The organism is Leptospira wolffii serovar Khorat str. Khorat-H2 (assembly GCF_000306115.2).
GTDB lineage: Bacteria > Spirochaetota > Leptospiria > Leptospirales > Leptospiraceae > Leptospira_B > Leptospira_B wolffii.
Map to the genome: position 1 here is coordinate 571,619 of NZ_AKWX02000020.1, position 18,051 is coordinate 589,669.

Genomic DNA, 18,051 nt, shown 5'->3' on the forward strand with positions numbered 1-18,051 from the left:
CTTATTTGTCTCTGGCTTCTTCGTACATTTTGAGAAGAGTCCAGTCTTCCTGAGGAAAATCCAAATGAGTCAGATACAATTCGCCCAATTCGTTCTCGCATAACAATTTGTTCTGATCCACCAACCAAATTCTCTCGCATAGAACCGGCAACACCTGGCTTTTACGCAAAGGTCCCCATAGATGTACCTTACCGGAATAATTGGATATGAATTCGTTCTTCGTAGGCAATTTCCAAGGGTTGATTTCTTTACGGCTTACCGTGAATAATTTCGATACGCTAGGCTTTCCTTTTCCGAATTGGATTCTTCTCAGGTGCAATCTGCCGATGGTTCCGCCCAAATAATACGCAGCATCTCCGGTTCCGTAATAAATCAGAGGACTGATGATTTCTTGGTCCAGTTTTTCGACGGATTTCTTTTCCGGTTGGAAGTAATAGAGAGTATAGGATCCCGCGTTTCCGGAGAAGAGTAGGAAGTCCTTACCGATCGGAAAGAGAAAGAATTTCGCTTTCAAGTTCGGGAATGGAGGAGCGATCTTTTCCTTGGAAACGATCAACTTGGGTGTGCGAGGCTCGACCGTTTTTTCTTCATAGAGCTGATTATCCACGAAATAGTAAATCTTGGAACCGTCGTCGGAGATACCTCCTCGATTTCTGCAAGAGATCTGTGCTCCGGATTCGTAATGAAGATCGTTGTTCTTTAAGGAAATTGCAAATAATCTACAACCGTTTGTCATAGGATATTCCGCGAGCGCGAAATTGGCATTCAAAGAAACGGATAAGGAAGCGGGAACCTCGTCTAGACTTTTGGTTTCCTTGCTACCGTCGCCCATATCCCTCCAAGTTAGCCTGCTATCTTCGAGATAAACCAGTCGTTTACGATCGTAGGACAATTCCACAATTCTAGGAGTTTCCGGTTTATCCAAGGATAGGACTTCGTCGTCCGATTTGGGTTTTACGAGATAATTCTTGAGTAGCTTAGCGGCCTTTTCGAAATTCTCCTCTTCGAACAGCTCTTGGATCTCCTCGATGAGGCTTTCCTGCTTGCTTTTACAGTTCGCGATAATTCCGAAGAGGAGGAGGAAAAGAAATATTTTAACCGGCGTTTTCAATGAGAAGAAGGAGTTCAGGCGGATTCCTCTGCCCAAGGCTCGTCGGATCTGACGCTGATAATATCTTTGGAAAACAAATCCTTGGTTCTATACGCGATTTTTTTGGTATCGGTGTAGGAAAGTCCGCCGGAGAGTAGCGAGCCTAAAATAGGAATCCAGAGTTTTCTTTTAGGGGCCTCGACTTTCTTTCCCTTATGGAAACTTTGTGCAATTTGAAAGGCCAGTTGTCTTAAAAGATTCCAGGTAACGGGCCGGACCAAAATTCTTGCTCCCGCTTCCTTCAGAAAATTCCGAAAAAAGGAACTCCTCTCTTGAAAAAGACAATAGGCCATCAATTCCGGAGTGACCTGTTGCTCCTTTCCATATAAGGCAGCGATGTCCTTCACCAATTTTCCTTGGATTCTCAGGATTAGTACTAACTCCGGCGCAAGCGTAGCCGCACCTAAGCGCCCCGAGGGCAGGGAGAGCAGGGCGCTCGCTCCCGCCGTTTGCAGGGAGGCTTTTTGAGTAAGCTCGTGAATGAAATCGGAGGGCTCTCCGATCGTTTTGGCGTAAGGGCTTCTGTAAGAGTGCAAACCGGAAAGCAGGTCTAGAACCTGATCAGAAACAGCGGAGAGGATCGAATTGTAGTTTTCCATGGAAAGGAGTAGGGTACCAAGGCAATGGGATACTGTTTCTATGTTAGACAGACTAGAAAAAATACAACAAAAATACCTCAAAATATCGGATGAACTTACGACAGCTTCGAATCCGGACGATTTAAAGAAGCTCTATAAGGAACGTTCCCGACTGACGCCTTTATTCGAAAAAATCACGGAATATAAAAAACTTCTGCAGGATAGAAAGGATGCGGAAGAACTTCTCAAAACGGAAAAGGACGGCGATATGCGGTCCATGTACGAAGAGGAGAAAAAAGTCGCCACCGAGCGAATCGAATCTCTGGAAAAAGAACTGGAGATCCTACTCTTGCCTCCGGATCCGAATTCCGGGAAAAATATCCTGATAGAAATCCGCGCCGGAACCGGAGGAGAAGAGGCCGGTCTCTTCGTTGCGGATTTATTCCGGATGTACACAAAATACTCCGATAAACAGGGGATCCGGCACGAGGTAATAGATTCTTCTCCTACAGGGATCGGAGGTCTAAAGGAGATCATTTTTGCTCTCGAAAACGAAAGAGCTTACGATCTTTTTAAGTTCGAGGCGGGAACTCATAGAGTACAGAGAATTCCGGCCACCGAATCCGGAGGCCGTATTCATACGAGCGCTGTCACCGTGGCCGTTTTACCGGAAGCGGAGGAATCCGAAATCGATATCAATGAAAACGATTTGAGAATCGACGTATACCGTTCTTCCGGGTCGGGCGGGCAGCACGTAAACACCACCGACTCCGCGGTTCGGATCACCCATATTCCGACCGGAGTTGTGGTCGCATGTCAGGACGAAAAATCCCAACACAAGAACAAAGCCAAGGCTCTGAGAATTCTAAGCGCAAGAATTTTGGAAAAACAAGCCGAAGAGAAAAAGGCCGTCGCAGACGCCATGAAAAAGCAGATGGTTGGATCCGGAGACAGATCGGAGAGAATTCGAACTTATAATTTTCCCCAAGGAAGATGTACGGATCATCGGATAGGCTTTACCAGTCATAATCTTTCGGCTATAATGGAAGGGGACTTGGACGATCTAATCAACGCTCTCACGGAAGAGGATCGTATAAAACGTCTAGCCAGCGCCCAAAATGCCTGAGGATTTTTCACTCTTTAGAGTTGATGTTTGTGAGTCAGATTTTGCGATGGTAATCATACCATGATCCAGGAAATACACGAACCTCACCGGAGAGTTTGCGGGGAAAGAATTCCCTTTGAGAATATTCACGCCGTATCCATGAGTCTACCGGAAGTAGCCGACGTAATCGGTTACGAGGAAAAGCGGGTCGAGACCTTATCCAGGTTGAAAGCCGGATATCCCAGGTTCGTCGCCCACGCTTATATCGAAAAAATCCTGGATTTAAACCGCGAATCTAAAGGTATCGAAGGTCCCGAATTCGTAATCAACTCCAGAAAAGTCGCAGAGCATATCATTTCCTTGTTCGATATCGAAGGTGCCGTCATATTTGAGGATGCTGGCATCGTAACTTTAACGATTCCTCCCGATAAGGATAAGGAAGCGAAGGTTCTTTCGTTTATCCAACATACTGGTTGTCTCGTTTCCTCTCGAAAGGCGGAGGATTATCTCTATAAAAAAGGCGTTTTGGATTCCGTATTTGCGGAAGAATCCATAAAAGACCAACCTTACCGAAAGATCGTAGACACACTCTCTTCCTTTTATTCCGGAAAAAAGATGGAAGTGCTTTTGTCCACCTCCGGGATGAATGCGATCTATTCCGCGTTCAAAGTATTGGATCGATTGAGAGCCAAAGAGGGCAAGGACATATGGCTGCGTCTTGGCTGGCTCTACGTAGATAATATTCGTATATTAGAAAAATATTCTAGAGGTTCCCAGATTTTCCACGAAGTCGTGGATTTGAAGGAATTGGAACAGTTCCTGGAAAAAGAGGGTCACCGTGTGGCCGCGATTCTCACAGAGTCTCCTACAAATCCGCTCATCCAGGTTCCGGATTATCCGGAACTGAAACGACTCCTCGAAAAATACGGAATTCCTTTGGTGGCCGATATCTCCGTCGCGGGATCCGCAGTGGTGGACCTTTCCCCTTACGCTGACATCATCGTGGAAAGCCTGACTAAATTCGCGTCCGGGAACGCCGACGTTATGATGGGCGCCCTTATCTTAAATCCTTCTTCTCCGTATTTCGAAGAATTTAAGAAGGAATGTCCGGAGTACGTGGAAACTCCTTATATTCGGGATTGCGAACGTCTCGCCTTCGAGATCCAAGGATACGAGGAAAGAGTCAGGGAGATCGGAAAGAATGCGGCTATACTCGCGGATTTTTTCCATCATCATCCTAAAATTAAGGCAGTGCATTGGAGCGGTTCCGAAGAAAATCACGGAAATTTTTCGAAGATCGCCAGGGAAAAGGATCTTCATTGCGGGGTAATCACGATAGAACCGGGAGTTCCTTTGGAATCCTTCTACGATTCTCTGCAGCTTTTGAAAGGTCCTAGCTTCGGAACGGAATTCACATTAAATATGCTTTATATGTATTTAGCTCACTATGAATTAGTATCCACCGAAGCAGGAAGAGGATTTCTAAAGGAAGTGGGACTGGATCCTTGCTTAGTGAGAATTTCCATCGGGCGTGAAAATCCAGACTTCCTGATCTCAGAGTTCAAGAAAGCCCTAGGCGACAAGACCTAGGGCTTATTTTAGAATAAACCGCGATCAGGCCGCCGAACGTACTCCTTGCAGGCTAACGGTTCCTTTTTCGGGAACTTGTAGAACGAGTTTATATAAATACGGGAAGATACCGAATCTGGAAATTCCCAACAGATAAATTCCCGCTATTGCCACTATGCTTCCTAAAATCCACCCCAAACTATGAAGCAAGACGCTGGAAAGAATCGCGAGTCCTAAGGAACCGACGAACACTGTTGCCAAGAAAGCGAGAACGGAAGATAATCCGGAGGGAGAGTTCTTCACCGCTAACTCTTCCTTACCACCCAAGGCCCAACCTTCTTTTTCTATGCTCAGAAGAGATACGATGAGAACAGGAATAAGAATCGCGCCCATGGCGTATAACGTAATTGCTACGTCCGAAAATAGCCAGTTAGCGGCCGTATTCCAGGTCCAGCCGTTCTGAAATTCCGCTGCGGTAGAAGAGAAAAATCTTTTATAGCCGGTTCCGTCCCAACCGTGTACTAAGATGAAGAACATTCCGAAATATCCTAGAGGAACTTGCAAGTAGGCTAAGAAGTTCCTACCGGCCTTTAGGAGAGACCAAACCACCCAATAGCCTAGAATACCTTGGGAAACATTGGTCAAACCGAATAAGGCCACCAACCAACCCGGCATACCCTTATCTCCCGCGTGCATGGTTTCCCAACTCGTAAAATGCCAGACCAAGTACAATCCAGACGGAGCGAATAACAGGGAAAGATAGAGAAGGTTAGCGATAAAATAGGCATTCTTCCAAAAAGAGGCCTTCTCCTCTCTTTTAAAAGAAGGGAGAGAGCCTTGGGTCGCTTCCCCTTTTTGCAATTTCTTAATTTGGCGAGCAGCGGCCATTGCATAGCCTGCCCCCAGGCCATAAGCCCAAAATACGTCCACTTGTACCATTTTCATCTCCTCACAGAGGTTTTAAATAAGAATGACATGTCATTCAGTTTTTGTCAATGGAATTTTCCAGGTCATCTTCTTTCATTTCAGAAGAATAGGAAACGATCGGCGTTCTGAACGTGTTCTAAAATTAGGCTTTACCCGATTCATAAAAGTGACATGAGTATCAATTTCTAAGCAGAAAAATACGTGAGGAAGAATGAAACGAAAAACGCTTATCATCGCATTGACGCTCCTATTCGGGTCTTGTCGATTTTTGGGGGTTGGCTCGATTCCTTTGGAAGAATTGAAAAGCAAATACGCGAATTCAGAATCGAAATTCGCTCCGATCGGAGATTTAAATATCCATTATAGAGACGAGGGTCGTGGACCCGTGATCGTCCTGCTCCATGGAGTTTGCGCATCCCTTCATACTTGGGACGGATGGACCGAAAGATTGAAATCCAAGTATAGAATCGTGCGGATCGATTTGCCAGGGCATGGTTTGACGGGACCGCCGGAAGATATAGATAAACTGAACTTAGAGGAAGGAGTCGAGGTATTGGATCGATTTATGAAATACTTGAATATCGATCAATTCTACCTGGTGGGAAATTCCATGGGGGGCTATATTTCCTGGAATTATTCCCTCAAGTATCCAAAGAAAGTTCGTAAGATGGTTCTAATAGATGCGGCCGGTTATGTGCAACCTATGCCGGATATGATCGCACTCGGAAGCCATCCATTAGTCAGCCCATTTGCTCGATATATGTTACCTTCTTTTCTTGTGGAAAAGAGCGTAGAAGACGTTTATGGAGATTCTTCCAAAGCAACGGGAGAGATCAGAGATCGGTATGTGGATCTTTCGTTTCGAAGAGGGAATCGTCTCGCCTATAATTATTTCTTTAGAACCGCTAGGGAAAAATTCTCCGACCCCAAGGTTTCTGACGGAATCAAATCGATTTCCGTTCCTACCCTTATTCTTTGGGGCAAAAACGACAAATGGTTGAAATTGGAATACGCACAAAATTGGCAGAAGGACATTCCCAACTCCAAATTTATCGCCTACGAAGGTGCGGGGCATATTCCCATGGAAGAAATTCCGGACGAGACTTCCAAGGATTTAAGAGCTTTCTTGGAAAATTGATCCTAGCTAGCGTTTGCCCATTCCTTCCAGCATCAGGGTGGGCATTTCTTCCAACCATCGTTTTGCGAATTTGGAATCCGATTTAGAGGAAAGGCTGATTCGGATTCCTTCGAACATCATCGCGTTGATCGCTTGGGATGCGATTCTAGTATCCAGTTCCTTGCGGAGAAAACCCTTCTTCACCCCATTCTTAAGATAAAGCTCGGTTAATCTGGCGCTCTTATTGATGCCTAACTGAACTTTTCTTTTTACGGTTTCATCTAAGGCCATCGCTTCGAAGAATACGATTTTTGCCTGTCTCGGATCGGAGCTGAAAAGGCGGAAAAGCTCCAAGCCGATATTGCGGATTTGATTTCTATATTCTTCTAGAGTATCGGATTTTTCGGGACTCTCTTTTTTTACGACTTCCAGTAGCCCGATTAGAATCCTATCCACCAAAGCGTGAAGGATATCCAACTTATTCTTAAAATAGCGATAGCAGGTGCCGTGTCCGATATTCAACTTTCCGGCGATATCGGCGATTCCCGCTTCATGGTATCCTTTCTCCGAAAAAACGTCCAGAGCCGCTTCTAGGATTTGTTCCCTTCTTGCCTCTGCGCGATTGGCGATGGGGCTGGGAGCTTTGGTTCTCATCGTGTTCCTTACTCCGATCGAACGCTAGGATAGGCAAGGAATTTTCTTAATTCGGTAGATCGAAGCGAATTAAGAAATCGGTTCCGCTTCCGACTGAACTGGAAAAGTCCAGTTTTCCCTTTAGCTGCTTGGTTAAGACCTGTACTAAAGTGAGGCCGAAAGAAGGAGTCTCGATCGGATTCAGTTCGCTAGGTAGTCCGATTCCGTTGTCGGAGACTTTTAAAATTACGCTTCCGGACTCGAGCGCCGTTTTCACACGGATTTTAGGTTGTCCTCCTATCGGAGTAAAATCTCTCGGGAAAGCGTATTTGAAACAATTCGTAAGTAGCTCGTTCAAAGCTAAACCGAGAGGAATTGCTATATTGATTTCCAAATACAAGGTTTTGGAATCTATTTCTAGAAGTACTTCCGGACCGATCTTGTAAGCAGCTTGTATATTTTCCGCCAATCTTCTGGAATAACCCGAGAATTCCACATTACCCAGATCCGTAGATTGGTAGAGTTCGTCATGGATCAAGGCCATAGTTTGGATTCTATTTTGGCTTTCCACGAAAGCGTCGTGGATCTTAGGATCGTTTTCATATTCCGATTGCAGACTGAAAAGGCTGGAGATCACCTGCAGATTATTTTTGACCCGATGATGTATCTCCTTTAGCATCACTTCCTTTTCGCGTAAGGAAGTTTTGAGTTGTCTCTCCGCTTGCTTCTTTCCCGTGATTTCCATAGCTGTTATAATCACGGATCCGAAAGTGGATTCGAATTCGGGAGCTAGCGCCCAACGGATTGCAGCGTCGAAGGTTTTTCCTTTGCAGGTCCGCAGAATCATATCCGTCTCTAAGATTCTTCCTCCGAAGCGGATACTAAACAGCACTTTTCTGAAATGCATTTCGTTTCCGGATCGAAAGAATTCTTTGGTCAGTTCGATTACTTCCTCTTTGGACTTGGCCTGAAAGACTCGAATCGATTCCCGATTGGCATCCAAAACTTTTACGGACTCGTAGCATCTAGAGACAAAATCCTCGTTCTTAACTATGAACTGAAAGAATTCCTTCTTTGACATGTGAGGCAAGGAATCCAGGGTTTTCTTTACTTCGCTGTAATCGCATTCGAAAATTGCGATGGGAACGTTCTCGAAGAGGCTCTTATAAATCGCTTCGCTATTTCCTAAAGAGCGATTAGAGCGATCCAGCTCTTTGGTTCTTTCCCGCACTATATCCTCGAGTTCCTTATGCGATCTTACTAGTTTCTTTTCGGTATCCAACCTTTCCCGGACCACGGTAGTCACTAAAAGGGAGCAGATGGAGATAGCCGATAAAAAGCTCTGCAAGAGAAGAAGAGTCACTTCTTTGGAAGGCGTTATATAAGGAGTGTTTGAGTTGATTGTTCCTAGGATGGCGATCGCGGAGATAAGAATCAGAACCAAAGAAGATTCTCGTAATCCGAAACGAAGAGAAGAGAGTACTGTGACGGTAATGAGCAGATACGAAAGCGGGAAATATACCGGAATGGAATTGATTTTAAAAAAATAGAATAGTCCCGCTCCGATAAAGGAAAGCAAGGAAACGATACCGAAGCTTTCCCACCAAGAATGGGTTTTGAGTCGGTAGAATCCGGGCCCCAACCAAGAGAGAAAAAACGGGAAATATACGAAAATACCTAGAGTGTCTCCCGTCCACCAGATAACCCAGGTTTTCAAAATCGTATCTAAGGGAAGAATTCCTAATAGGAATAATCCGAAATTAGCGACGGTCGATCCAACGATGCATACCAGAGCAGAGATCCAAAGAAAGCGGATCACATATACTACGTTTTTAGTAAGATCCAATTTAGGAATGAATCGTTGGAATAGACTGGAGCCGATATACGATTGGAGAGTGCTTCCGAATGCGATGAGAAGAGCCTCCACAACGAAAGGCCAGGCTCCGATTTGCTGGATCGCTTGCGATTTGATTTCGTAATTATAGTAAAAGGATCCGAAGAATACTCCTATAAGACAGACCTTACCGAATAATAACGGAGCGGCTAGAGCGAGCCCCGAAGCGGGCCAAATGGGAGACGCGTATTCAGAATAAGCGGCCATACTATATCCGATTTTAGCCAAAGCGAAATAAACGCCTGCTACAATCAGGATTTTTGCCGAAGCCGTTCCGGCCTTTCTATATTCTATGAGCATGAATCTCCGAAAGATTTCCATTTCGCTGTCCGAATTCGAGAGCCGGTTTAAAGTCGGCCTAAAGACCGATCCATGAATTTGAAGCGCTATACGGATATCGACGTTCCCTTTATTTTTTTAGGCGGAGGATTTTCGCCCGAGGGATTGCCGATTCTAGTTCATCCGAAGGAAATTCTTACTACTAATCGACGAAGAGAAGCAAGGAAAATACTAGAAGAAATTCGAGAACGACTCGCAAAAGGATTTTGTGCAGCGGGTTGGATCTCCTACGAGGCGGGGGAAATATTCTTAAACGACTCGGAGGAGGACAAGGACTACGAAACTCCTCTTTTATGGTTTGCACTTTCTTCCGAATACTCGACTCTATCTCACGAAGAATTGAGTCTTTGGGAGGAAAGATTTTCGGACTCGGGATACTTCGCTCAAGTGGGAAATTTTCCCGACCGAAATCATTATCTAAAATCTTTGGAGACGATTCACGAGCATCTGAAAAGCGGAGACGTGTATCAGGTGAATCTTACTTTTCCGATCGAAATAGAACATATCGGTTCTACAGGCAGATTTTTCTTCGACCTCAGGAAGAATCAACCGGTGCCGTACGAGGCATGGATTCATACCGGAAATACGAATCCTTCCGGTCCGATGGACATCCTATCTTTTTCGCCTGAATTATTTTGGGAAAGAAAAGGAACTAAGATCCGTACTTTACCCATGAAAGGAACCAGACCCAGAGGGGAGAATATAGAGCAAGATCTTGCCTTAAAGGAGGAATTATTCCATTCTCCCAAGGATAGGGCCGAGAATCTTATGATCACCGATTTAATGAGAAACGATCTGGGTAGAATTTCCCAGGCCGGATCGGTGGAAGTTTCCAAATTATTCTCTATAGAAGAATATCCTACGGTATTGCAAATGACGAGCGAGATTCGTTCGGAACTCTTACCCGGTACCGATTGGATTTCCGTCCTAGAGGCTTTATTTCCCGGAGGCTCCATTACGGGGGCTCCTAAAAAAAGATCGTCCGAGATCATTCGAAGTCTGGAAGGGGATAGAGGAATTTATACGGGTGGGATCTTCTTCTTAACTCCTGAACGGGATACTGTATCCATCGCGATTCGAACCTTGGAGTTTCGGGAAATTTCCGGAGAGGTTCGAAGAGGAAGAATCGGAGTCGGCTCGGGAATTACGATCGATTCGGATCCGAGTTCCGAGTGGGAAGAATCTTGGTCCAAACTGAAATTTCTAAAGGACAGACTGCAAGATCCGGAAGGAACTTTTTATATTTTTACGACCTTAGCCTATAAACGAGGAACCTTTTATTCTTTGAAAGAGCATCGGGAAAGAATAAGGAGCTCCGCATTAGAGTTGGGATTTCTGTGGTCTGATTCGGAATGGGAAAAAGAAATACTCGATCTTCGATCCCGCCTTTCTCGTATGGAAGGAAATTCTTTTCGTATAAGGATCCGGTTGCATAGGAATGGAAAAATATACTCCGAGCAAAATCCTATGGCCTCTTTTCCCAAATCCGGAAGAGTCCTGGTTTCCAAAAAGAGAATCGATTCTAAAAATCTTTTTCTATATCATAAAACCAATATTCGAGAACTCTATTCTTCCGCATTCTCCTACGCTCTTTCCGGAAATTATATGGATATGATTTTTCTGAATGAAAAAGGAAACCTAACGGAAGGATGTATTCATTCTGTCTTTTTGCAAAAGAACGGAGAATGGTTTACTCCGAATTTGGAACATGGCTTACTTCCCGGGGTGGCTCGGAAAAAATGGATTCGAAGGCTTCACGCGCAGGAAACGTCGATCTCCGAAGAAGATTTAAGAATGGCCGAAAGGATAGTACTCGTAAATTCTTTGCGCGGTCTTCGACCGGTAGCCGGGATCGATTTTGAATGAGAACTTTTATCGGCATATCTCTCTCCGAAGAAACCAAGGAATCTTTGCATAGAATTTGTATCGGCTTGGAAGGAATCCGGTGGCTGGATCCGGAGAATTTTCATTTGACCCTTGCATTCTTGGGAGAATTGGATCCGGACCAAATCGAGATCGTATCCGAAATTTGTTCGGAAATTCGATTCGAACCGTTTAGAATCGATATTAAAGGGGTGGGCATTTTCGGACATAAGTCACCTGAAGTTTTATACACTTCCGTCATCGCTTCCGAGGAACTGAAAAATCTGCAGAAATCATTGGATTCTTCTCTTCGTAGAGTCGGATTCAGCCTCGAAAAAAAAGAATACAAACCTCATATCACGATCGGTAGATTTCGTAAGACCCAGGAAAAGAAGTTGGATCAATATCTGCAGGAGTTCGAAACTTTCGAGTTAACTGGAATCCAGGTTTCGGAATTTCATATTTTTTCCAGTCGGACCGGGCCGGAAGGGGCCATGTACAGGGTCGAAGAAACGTATCCGCTTTCGATAGAGTGAACGATGGAAAATCCGAAACAAAACGATTCTACTCTTCCTATTATTCGGGACTTTTCCGATTTTTTTTCCGACCCGAAGATCAGCACGGAAGAAGTGGTCGGTATAGGAGGAGATTTGAGCCTAGATCGTCTCTTATACGCGTACACACATGGGATATTCCCTTGGGCGGATAAACCTCTGCTCTGGTTTTCTTTGGACCCCAGAGCCATATTCGATCTGAACGTTTTGCATATCAGCTCCCGGGTTAAGAGAAAGATTCGCCAAAAGAAATATTCGATCACGTTCAATCGTGCCTTCGAGCAAGTTATGCGTTGCTGTGCCTACAGGGAAGACGAGCAGACTTGGATCACGGATACATTCTTGCACGGTTTTGCTCGTTTGAATCGGGAAGGCTACGCTCATAGTCTGGAAGTTTGGGACGAGGAAGGACGATTAGGAGGGGGTGTTTATGGGGTCGCGATCGGAAAATTCTTCGCGGGAGAGTCCATGTTCTCTTTTCTTCCCGACTTCGGTAAAATAGGTCTGCATTTTCTTTTCGAAACATTAAAGAAGGACGGGTTCACTCTCTTCGATACCCAGCAGATGAATCCGGTCACTCTCGGGCTCGGCGCCTATGAAATACCCAAGAAGAAATTTCTGGATAGACTTAGCGAGGCGGTCTCCCCGCCTTCCAAATGGAATCCGCCTAGCTTCGAAATGTGATTTTTCTTTAAAATGGATTTGATTTGCTTCGTATAATTGTAAAATTACGACACAAACCAACGTAACTATAGGAAGACCTCTTATGAACCTATTCAAGAAAATTCTTGTAACTCTGCTTGTTTCAGCAATCGCTCTATTCGGATTCACCGGAGTTAGCGCTCAAGAAACCGCAGGAGACGAGCCTGCTAAAACCGAAGACACCGCTAAATCCGAGAAAAAAGGAAAGAAAGCGAAGAAGCACAAGCACAAGAAGAAAGGCAAAAAAAAGGGCAAGAAAGAATCTAAAAAAGGAAAAGAAGAAGGATCCAAGTCCGAAACTCCTGCTCCTGCTGAAGAAGGCGCCGGAGAAGAGCAACAATAATCCGTTGATTCTTTCCATTCCGTCCGAGATATCTCGGACGGAACTCTTCTCGATCGTATAGCGATTGTAATTCTATCCGATTTTGCACTGCACCCTAGCATATCTCCTGCTAAAATTTAGTTGACGCGCCCTCTTCCCACATTAACGTAAACGCCGCTTTATACAATAAGCGTAATATACCCCTTCTTCAATAGGAAACAACTCCAATGTATAAGAATTTAGCAGACATGTACCTAAAGGCGGCCGAGTCATTTGGTGACAGACCGGCGTTTTGGTCCAAGGATGAGACCAAGGAGTATCGTGCTACTTCCTTCAAACAACTCGTAGACCTAGGCCTTTCCTTAGCCGAAGCACTCATAGATTTAGGAGTGAAAGCGAGAGAGCATATCGGCGTGTTAGCGGATAACCGTCTAGAATGGATCATCGTAGACGCTGGAGTATTATTCACCGGTGGCGCCAACGTCCCTCGCGGAACGGATGTGACCGATTCGGAAATGGATCATATCTTAAATCACTCCGAAGCTTCCGTAGTATTTGTCGAAAACGACAAAATGTATGAGAAATTTGTTAAGAATAAGTCCAAACTGAAAGGCGTAGAGACCGTAATCATCATGGACAAAGATAGCAAGACCAAGAGCAAAGGCGTCCTGCATCTTTACGACTTGATCGAAAAAGGAAAAGAACTCAGATCCAAAGGCGGACATAAGGCCGAGAAACGCATAGAGGCGATCAAACCGGACGATTTATTCACACTGATCTATACTTCCGGAACCACGGGTATGCCGAAAGGGGTTATGTTAATGCATTCCAACATGATCCACCAGATGGAAAATGTCGTGCCTTTGATTTTGAAAAAGTCCCTACTTAGGGACGACGATAGCATGCTATCGATTCTTCCCGTTTGGCATATTTTCGAACGGGTGGTCGAATATTCTGCAATTTCCCTGGGGATTTCCACCTTCTATACCAAGGTGGCCGACCTCCGAAACGACCTGGCAAAAGCGAGACCTTCCTTCATGGCTTCCGCTCCTAGGGTTTGGGAAAGTATCTACACCGGAATTTATAACCGGATCAACGATCCTAAACAGACCCCGGCAATTCGTAAGTTTCTCTTCAATACGGCTTATTTCTTCTCTAAGAACTATAACGCCGGACTACGCTTTTTGACCGGAAAAGAGGTGGATTACGAAAATAGAAATATTTTCAAATCCCTGGCTTTGGGCATCCGTTCCATCGTCCAAGTGCTTCTGACAGGACCGTTTACAGTTTCTTTCATCACGGGTGTAGCTTACGCATATGTGAAGATGTATAAGCCTGAGTTGGCTTTCTTAGCTCCCGTGCTTCTGACGGTAGCGATCTTGGGATTGATCTTCAACTTTAAGACTTTGGATGCCGTGGTTCTTGCAAAAATTCGCCAGGCAACCGGTGGACGTTTGAGAGGAACATTGTCCGGTGGGGGAGCTTTGCAACGCCATGTGGACAATTTCTTTAACGATATCGGCCTTCTGGTTTTGGAAGGATACGGAATGACCGAGACAGGACCCGTGATCTCCGTTCGCCATTACGATCATCCGATCATCGGATCGGTCGGTTATGTGGTTCCTAAAACCGAACTTCAATTGAGGGACGACCACGGAAACGTTCTGACACATATCAACGATCAAAAGCAACTTCTAGCCGGAAAACTGGGAGTAAAAGGGATCGTTCATATCAAAGGGCCCCAAGTAATGAAGGGATATTATAAGAATCCGGAAGTTACTAAAAAGACCATCGTGGACGGATGGCTGAACACCGGAGATATCGGGTTCATCAATTACAAGTACACTCTGACTTTAACCGGTCGTGCAAAAGAGACTGTTGTTCTTTTGGGTGGGGAAAACGTGGAACCGGTTCCTATCGAAAACCGTATGGACGAGTCTCCTTACATCAAGCAGTCCATGGTATTTGGTCAAGATCAGAAAGTGCTCGGCGCGATCATCGTTCCGGATCTGGAAGTTTTATCTCCTTGGCTAAAAGAGCAGGGGATCAGCGCTTCCGAGCTGAAGGATATAATTGAACATCCGAAGGTGATTGAATTCTTTAAAAAGGAAATCAGAGAATACAATAGCACTAAACAAGGATTTAAATCCTTCGAATTGGTACAGCACGTCGTTATCGCTCCTAAACCTTTCGAGGTTGGGGACGAGTTGACCAACCTTCTCAAGATGAAGCGACATGTAATCACGGAGAAATACCAAAAGAGAATCGATAAGGTATACAAGTAAGCCTTATCTTTCTAAAATATCGAACGTAGAAAGAATCCCTCGGGTAAGATCCGGGGGATTCTTTTTAGTATAACTTGAAAATTCGGGGAGAAACTTCCTCCCCGGAAGCGGGAAGGGAAGGATCGTGTGAAGTAAGGATTCTTGTCCCTTGGCTTGCTAGTAATTCCGCATAATCTAAAAATTCCCGATGGAGACGTGTAGAATGTACCAACTCGGAAGGGAGTGTCTTCGACTTGGCGCAATCTTCCGGAAAGTAACATTCGTCTCCGGAAAAAAGGATTCTTTCGCCCGGTCTACGCAGCCATTCTACCGCTATCGATCCTTCGGTCCGTCCTTCCGTAAATAGGATGCGAAAGTCGGGAGCTAATTCTATTCCGGGATTTAAGAGGATAAACTTTCCGGCTTTTTGTTTTTCGGTGATGGTCTTGCGGATTCTGGTAGGAGACTTAGCGCTTATCAGAAATTTTGCCGCTTTCGGATGAAGATAGATTTTAGCGTTCGGAAATAGCCAGATCCCGCCGGAATGTTCGGGACGATAATCCGTGAGAACGATATCCGTCACGGATTTAGGAGGTAGTCCCGCTTCGGAGAGAATCTTATCGGGGGAGATCCAACCGCGTATCTCCGGAAAGTCTCGGGTTTCGTAGGATGAGATACCGGAATCGATCAGAATCGTTCTGCCTTTATCCTTGATACAAAAAAAGAGAAAGGATATCTCCTTAGGCTCTTCTCCCTCATCTCCACGAAAAAGGGAAATTTCTCCCTTTCCGTAGAGAATCGCATAAATTCCGTCCGATGCGATTCCCAGCTTTTTTCCGAAAGTTAGCTTAGTCGGAGAAGAGCCGCACTGCCATAGGAATAGAAGGCAAATAAAAATCCGAATTCGAGATGTTTGCATAAAATGAGGGAAAGGTTGCCGATGGAATATTTTCCAAGAAAAAATAAAAGTAAGGTTCTTGGGAAAGGGTTTTTTCGTTTTTTCTTGCATTCCATCCCCCCGATTTGCACCGTAGACGTCTAATTAACAAAAGCAACGGGGACGAATTTGGTTTCGACTGTTGTAGTTAAGGTACGGTGGCATGTAGGGGTGAGGGGCCTCTTAAAAACCTTCAAAACTTTAAACGCTAACAACGAATTAGCACTAGCAGCTTAATCGCTGCTTCGGAAGGAAAGCTTACTCTCCCGGTGGTTCTTCTTCTGACTCAAACGGGAGACTTTCTAAGCCGGTTTTCGGTTCCCGATTTAGAGAGTATTTGGATCGAATAGGAAGGACACGCCTGCTTATGGGCTAAGGCCTTCCGAGATTTAAAACATAAGACAAACACGTAGAGGCCGTATTAAGACGCAATAGGACCCGGGTTCGAACCCCGGCGTCTCCAAGTAATTCTTTCAACCCAAGATTGGGGTTTGAAGCGAGACCGTGAAAGCGGAAGCAGCGACCCATAGGGAGCGTCGCGGACGCGTCCGAGCTACAGGAAGTAGCGAGGCAGGGTCGAGACGGCGTGGAGCTTAGTCGAACAGGAAGTAAGACTGCGTAACGTCGAACCCCGGCGTCTCCAAGTAATTCTTTGTAGTTTAGTTGTTGTATAGCAGCTACTTCGATGCCCATCCCTTCGGGCGCGTTCGTTCTCTACGGATTGCGCTCCGCGGGTTCGAAGCAATCAATTTTGAAGAATCTTCTTTCCTTGCTCGATTCCTAATTGCACCGTTTGGCGGAGCAATTCCGCATTTGTAGTCATGCGTCCCGCCGGTAGTTCGGTTTCCGGGGCGATGATCTTGAATCGGATTCCGTTCGGAGGGTTCTTTAGAATTTGCATCGCGCGATTGTACATCGTATGACGTTGAGCGACTAGCATTCTTCCCATTTCGGGAGATTTAGGAAAGGCAAGATTTCCGAACCAAGGGCGAGTCGGCTTTTGGTAAAAATGAATCGGCTTCGTAAGTACGGTGGTGATTTCCTTGTAGCCCGCATCCAAAACTGCCTCTACAGGGACAGGATCCAATACTCCTCCATCCGTATAAATTCCGCCTTCCACATTTCCAAAGCCGGTCGTCGCGATGGGCAGAGAAGTGGCCGCCTTTAAGAGAGGAAAGAGATTTTCCGCAGTCGCTCTAAGATAGACCGGACGGAAGGATTCGAAACTACTTAAGGCAACGTAAAACGGAACGGTTTTCTTTTTATTTAAGACTTCCGTTCGGATCGGAAATTTCTCCTGAAAAATATTCCGAATCAGATAGTCCTGGTCTAGGATTCTTTTTCCGTGAAGAAGATTCCAAAAGGAGATCAAACGATTTCCCGCTAAGTCAACTCTCCAAATATCCAAAGCCTGTTCGATTTCCTCCTCGCTCGGATTCGGTTGGGTTACGTAATACGCTGCCGAGCAGGACCCCGAAGACACTGCGACCACAAGATCGAATTCTTCCGGAGAATGTAAGGTTGCGAGGCTGGCCAATGCCCCTCCCGCAAAAGAACCTCGCATTCCTCCGCCTTCTATGATGAGTGCGCGGCCTTTTCTTTTTTTGTTAAATTTAGGAAGTTGCATCTTGCTTCGTATTAGTTTTACGGAAAGTAAACCAAATCGCAACGACTAAGCTGATTAGAGCGCCTAAAAATTCCCTTCCGAGTTCTATATACGGTTTTTCCTGGGCCATCTTTGCGGTGATCAGATTCTCCTCTCCGAATCGGAGCCAATTGATAAAACCGTCTCCGGTGATCGCGATTTCTATGAGCGCCATACCTATGAGAATATGGAGTAGAGGAAGATTTTTCTTTCCCATGGCCGCGAGAACGCATGTGAATGCGGAAACCAAATATAATACCGCCCAGTGCAACGGATCCGGATCGTTGTATTGCACTCCGGCCGCAAAAAGAAAGTAAGCGCATAGAAGAATAGAGAGGAAGGAAAACATAGGAATCCCCCTTATAGGAATGACTCATCTTCCGGAAACTTTTCGGTCTGAAAACTCGTTTTTTAAAAAACGTTTTGGGAACCTTTGCTTAGAATCGGCTCTC

16 protein-coding genes and 1 other RNA gene are annotated in these 18,051 nt (G+C 45.3%); 9 read left to right on the plus strand and 8 right to left on the minus strand.

Annotated elements, in window-relative coordinates; all coding sequences use genetic code 11:
• Position 1: 1 nt before the first annotated feature.
• Together LEP1GSC061_RS15930 and LEP1GSC061_RS15935 are read right to left on the minus strand one after the other, a co-directional pair.
• Entirely contained in the window at positions 2-1,147 is a 1,146-nt protein-coding gene (locus tag LEP1GSC061_RS15930; RefSeq protein WP_016546081.1) for a hypothetical protein, read from the minus strand.
• On the minus strand, positions 1,126-1,749 hold the full coding sequence (locus LEP1GSC061_RS15935; protein WP_016546784.1) for a hypothetical protein: 624 nt from the start codon (positions 1,747-1,749) through the stop codon (positions 1,126-1,128). Before LEP1GSC061_RS15935 ends, LEP1GSC061_RS15930 begins: the two co-directional genes overlap by 22 nt.
• A 40-nt stretch (positions 1,750-1,789) precedes the next feature.
• Between LEP1GSC061_RS15935 and prfA the strand changes: the two genes are divergently transcribed.
• Both prfA and LEP1GSC061_RS15945 read left to right on the plus strand, forming a co-directional pair.
• Entirely contained in the window at positions 1,790-2,854 is a 1,065-nt protein-coding gene (gene prfA / locus LEP1GSC061_RS15940) for a peptide chain release factor 1 (protein ID WP_016546770.1), read from the plus strand.
• Between the two features lie 60 nt (positions 2,855-2,914).
• A complete protein-coding gene (locus LEP1GSC061_RS15945; RefSeq protein WP_016546184.1) occupies positions 2,915-4,423 on the plus strand; it encodes a PLP-dependent transferase in 1,509 nt (502 codons plus the stop codon).
• Between the two features lie 24 nt (positions 4,424-4,447).
• Here LEP1GSC061_RS15945 and LEP1GSC061_RS15950 read toward each other — a convergent pair whose 3' ends face one another.
• The gene (locus LEP1GSC061_RS15950; protein ID WP_016546345.1) at positions 4,448-5,341 is read right to left on the minus strand and encodes a hypothetical protein; all 894 of its coding nucleotides are present in this window, start codon (positions 5,339-5,341) and stop codon (positions 4,448-4,450) included.
• A 199-nt stretch (positions 5,342-5,540) separates the two neighbouring features.
• Here LEP1GSC061_RS15950 and LEP1GSC061_RS15955 point away from each other — a divergent pair, with 199 nt between their 5' ends.
• Complete coding sequence (locus LEP1GSC061_RS15955; protein WP_016546008.1) at positions 5,541-6,467, plus strand: alpha/beta fold hydrolase; 927 nt, start codon at positions 5,541-5,543, stop codon at positions 6,465-6,467.
• A gap of 6 nt (positions 6,468-6,473) precedes the next feature.
• Here LEP1GSC061_RS15955 and LEP1GSC061_RS15960 read toward each other — a convergent pair whose 3' ends face one another.
• Positions 6,474-7,100 (minus strand): TetR/AcrR family transcriptional regulator, encoded by a 627-nt coding sequence (locus LEP1GSC061_RS15960; protein ID WP_016546143.1) that lies wholly within the window; start codon positions 7,098-7,100, stop codon positions 6,474-6,476.
• Positions 7,101-7,146: 46 nt separating this feature from the next.
• The gene (locus tag LEP1GSC061_RS15965; protein WP_016546319.1) at positions 7,147-9,294 is read right to left on the minus strand and encodes an MASE1 domain-containing protein; all 2,148 of its coding nucleotides are present in this window, start codon (positions 9,292-9,294) and stop codon (positions 7,147-7,149) included.
• Positions 9,295-9,345: 51 nt separating this feature from the next.
• Between LEP1GSC061_RS15965 and LEP1GSC061_RS15970 the strand changes: the two genes are divergently transcribed.
• The 5 genes from LEP1GSC061_RS15970 to LEP1GSC061_RS15990 all read left to right on the plus strand — a co-directional run bounded on the left by LEP1GSC061_RS15970 (position 9,346) and on the right by LEP1GSC061_RS15990 (position 15,038).
• A complete protein-coding gene (locus LEP1GSC061_RS15970) occupies positions 9,346-11,178 on the plus strand; it encodes a bifunctional chorismate-binding protein/class IV aminotransferase (protein ID WP_016545990.1) in 1,833 nt (610 codons plus the stop codon).
• The gene (thpR, locus tag LEP1GSC061_RS15975) at positions 11,175-11,711 is read left to right on the plus strand and encodes an RNA 2',3'-cyclic phosphodiesterase (protein ID WP_016546379.1); all 537 of its coding nucleotides are present in this window, start codon (positions 11,175-11,177) and stop codon (positions 11,709-11,711) included. Before LEP1GSC061_RS15970 ends, thpR begins: the two co-directional genes overlap by 4 nt.
• A gap of 42 nt (positions 11,712-11,753) precedes the next feature.
• Positions 11,754-12,413: a leucyl/phenylalanyl-tRNA--protein transferase gene (gene aat, locus LEP1GSC061_RS15980; protein ID WP_040509296.1), complete on the plus strand. Its 660-nt coding sequence runs from the start codon at positions 11,754-11,756 to the stop codon at positions 12,411-12,413.
• An 82-nt stretch (positions 12,414-12,495) separates the two neighbouring features.
• Positions 12,496-12,774 (plus strand): hypothetical protein, encoded by a 279-nt coding sequence (locus tag LEP1GSC061_RS15985; RefSeq protein ID WP_016546112.1) that lies wholly within the window; start codon positions 12,496-12,498, stop codon positions 12,772-12,774.
• Positions 12,775-12,980: 206 nt separating this feature from the next.
• Positions 12,981-15,038 (plus strand): AMP-dependent synthetase/ligase, encoded by a 2,058-nt coding sequence (locus tag LEP1GSC061_RS15990; RefSeq protein WP_016546835.1) that lies wholly within the window; start codon positions 12,981-12,983, stop codon positions 15,036-15,038.
• A 64-nt stretch (positions 15,039-15,102) separates the two neighbouring features.
• Here the strand turns inward: LEP1GSC061_RS15990 and LEP1GSC061_RS15995 are convergent, their stop codons facing one another.
• On the minus strand, positions 15,103-15,936 hold the full coding sequence (locus LEP1GSC061_RS15995) for an MBL fold metallo-hydrolase (RefSeq protein WP_198014273.1): 834 nt from the start codon (positions 15,934-15,936) through the stop codon (positions 15,103-15,105).
• Between the two features lie 137 nt (positions 15,937-16,073).
• Here LEP1GSC061_RS15995 and ssrA point away from each other — a divergent pair.
• Positions 16,074-16,418, plus strand: a transfer-messenger RNA (tmRNA) gene (ssrA, locus tag LEP1GSC061_RS21250).
• 281 nt (positions 16,419-16,699) lie between these two features.
• Here ssrA and LEP1GSC061_RS16000 read toward each other — a convergent pair.
• Together LEP1GSC061_RS16000 and LEP1GSC061_RS16005 are read right to left on the minus strand one after the other, a co-directional pair.
• Positions 16,700-17,581, minus strand: a complete 882-nt coding sequence (locus LEP1GSC061_RS16000) for a patatin-like phospholipase family protein (RefSeq protein WP_016546416.1) — start codon at positions 17,579-17,581, stop codon at positions 16,700-16,702.
• Positions 17,568-17,948 (minus strand): transmembrane 220 family protein, encoded by a 381-nt coding sequence (locus LEP1GSC061_RS16005; protein WP_016546428.1) that lies wholly within the window; start codon positions 17,946-17,948, stop codon positions 17,568-17,570. Before LEP1GSC061_RS16005 ends, LEP1GSC061_RS16000 begins: the two co-directional genes overlap by 14 nt.
• Between the last annotated feature and the right edge of the window lie 103 nt (positions 17,949-18,051).

Excerpts from the sequence above, each read along its gene's own strand:
- LEP1GSC061_RS15935 (WP_016546784.1), bottom strand. The coding sequence starts at position 1,749 with ATGGAAAACTACAATTCGATCCTCTCCGCTGTTTCTGATCAGGTTCTA.
- LEP1GSC061_RS15985 (WP_016546112.1), top strand. The coding sequence starts at position 12,496 with ATGAACCTATTCAAGAAAATTCTTGTAACTCTGCTTGTTTCAGCAATC.
- prfA (WP_016546770.1), top strand. The coding sequence starts at position 1,790 with ATGTTAGACAGACTAGAAAAAATACAACAAAAATACCTCAAAATATCG.
- LEP1GSC061_RS16000 (WP_016546416.1), bottom strand. The coding sequence starts at position 17,581 with ATGCAACTTCCTAAATTTAACAAAAAAAGAAAAGGCCGCGCACTCATC.
- LEP1GSC061_RS15955 (WP_016546008.1), top strand. The coding sequence starts at position 5,541 with ATGAAACGAAAAACGCTTATCATCGCATTGACGCTCCTATTCGGGTCT.
- LEP1GSC061_RS15965 (WP_016546319.1), bottom strand. The coding sequence starts at position 9,294 with ATGGAAATCTTTCGGAGATTCATGCTCATAGAATATAGAAAGGCCGGA.
- LEP1GSC061_RS15950 (WP_016546345.1), bottom strand. The coding sequence starts at position 5,341 with ATGGTACAAGTGGACGTATTTTGGGCTTATGGCCTGGGGGCAGGCTAT.
- LEP1GSC061_RS15995 (WP_198014273.1), bottom strand. The coding sequence starts at position 15,936 with ATGCAAACATCTCGAATTCGGATTTTTATTTGCCTTCTATTCCTATGG.
- LEP1GSC061_RS15960 (WP_016546143.1), bottom strand. The coding sequence starts at position 7,100 with ATGAGAACCAAAGCTCCCAGCCCCATCGCCAATCGCGCAGAGGCAAGA.
- LEP1GSC061_RS16005 (WP_016546428.1), bottom strand. The coding sequence starts at position 17,948 with ATGTTTTCCTTCCTCTCTATTCTTCTATGCGCTTACTTTCTTTTTGCG.
- thpR (WP_016546379.1), top strand. The coding sequence starts at position 11,175 with ATGAGAACTTTTATCGGCATATCTCTCTCCGAAGAAACCAAGGAATCT.
- LEP1GSC061_RS15990 (WP_016546835.1), top strand. The coding sequence starts at position 12,981 with ATGTATAAGAATTTAGCAGACATGTACCTAAAGGCGGCCGAGTCATTT.
- LEP1GSC061_RS15970 (WP_016545990.1), top strand. The coding sequence starts at position 9,346 with ATGAATTTGAAGCGCTATACGGATATCGACGTTCCCTTTATTTTTTTA.
- LEP1GSC061_RS15945 (WP_016546184.1), top strand. The coding sequence starts at position 2,915 with ATGATCCAGGAAATACACGAACCTCACCGGAGAGTTTGCGGGGAAAGA.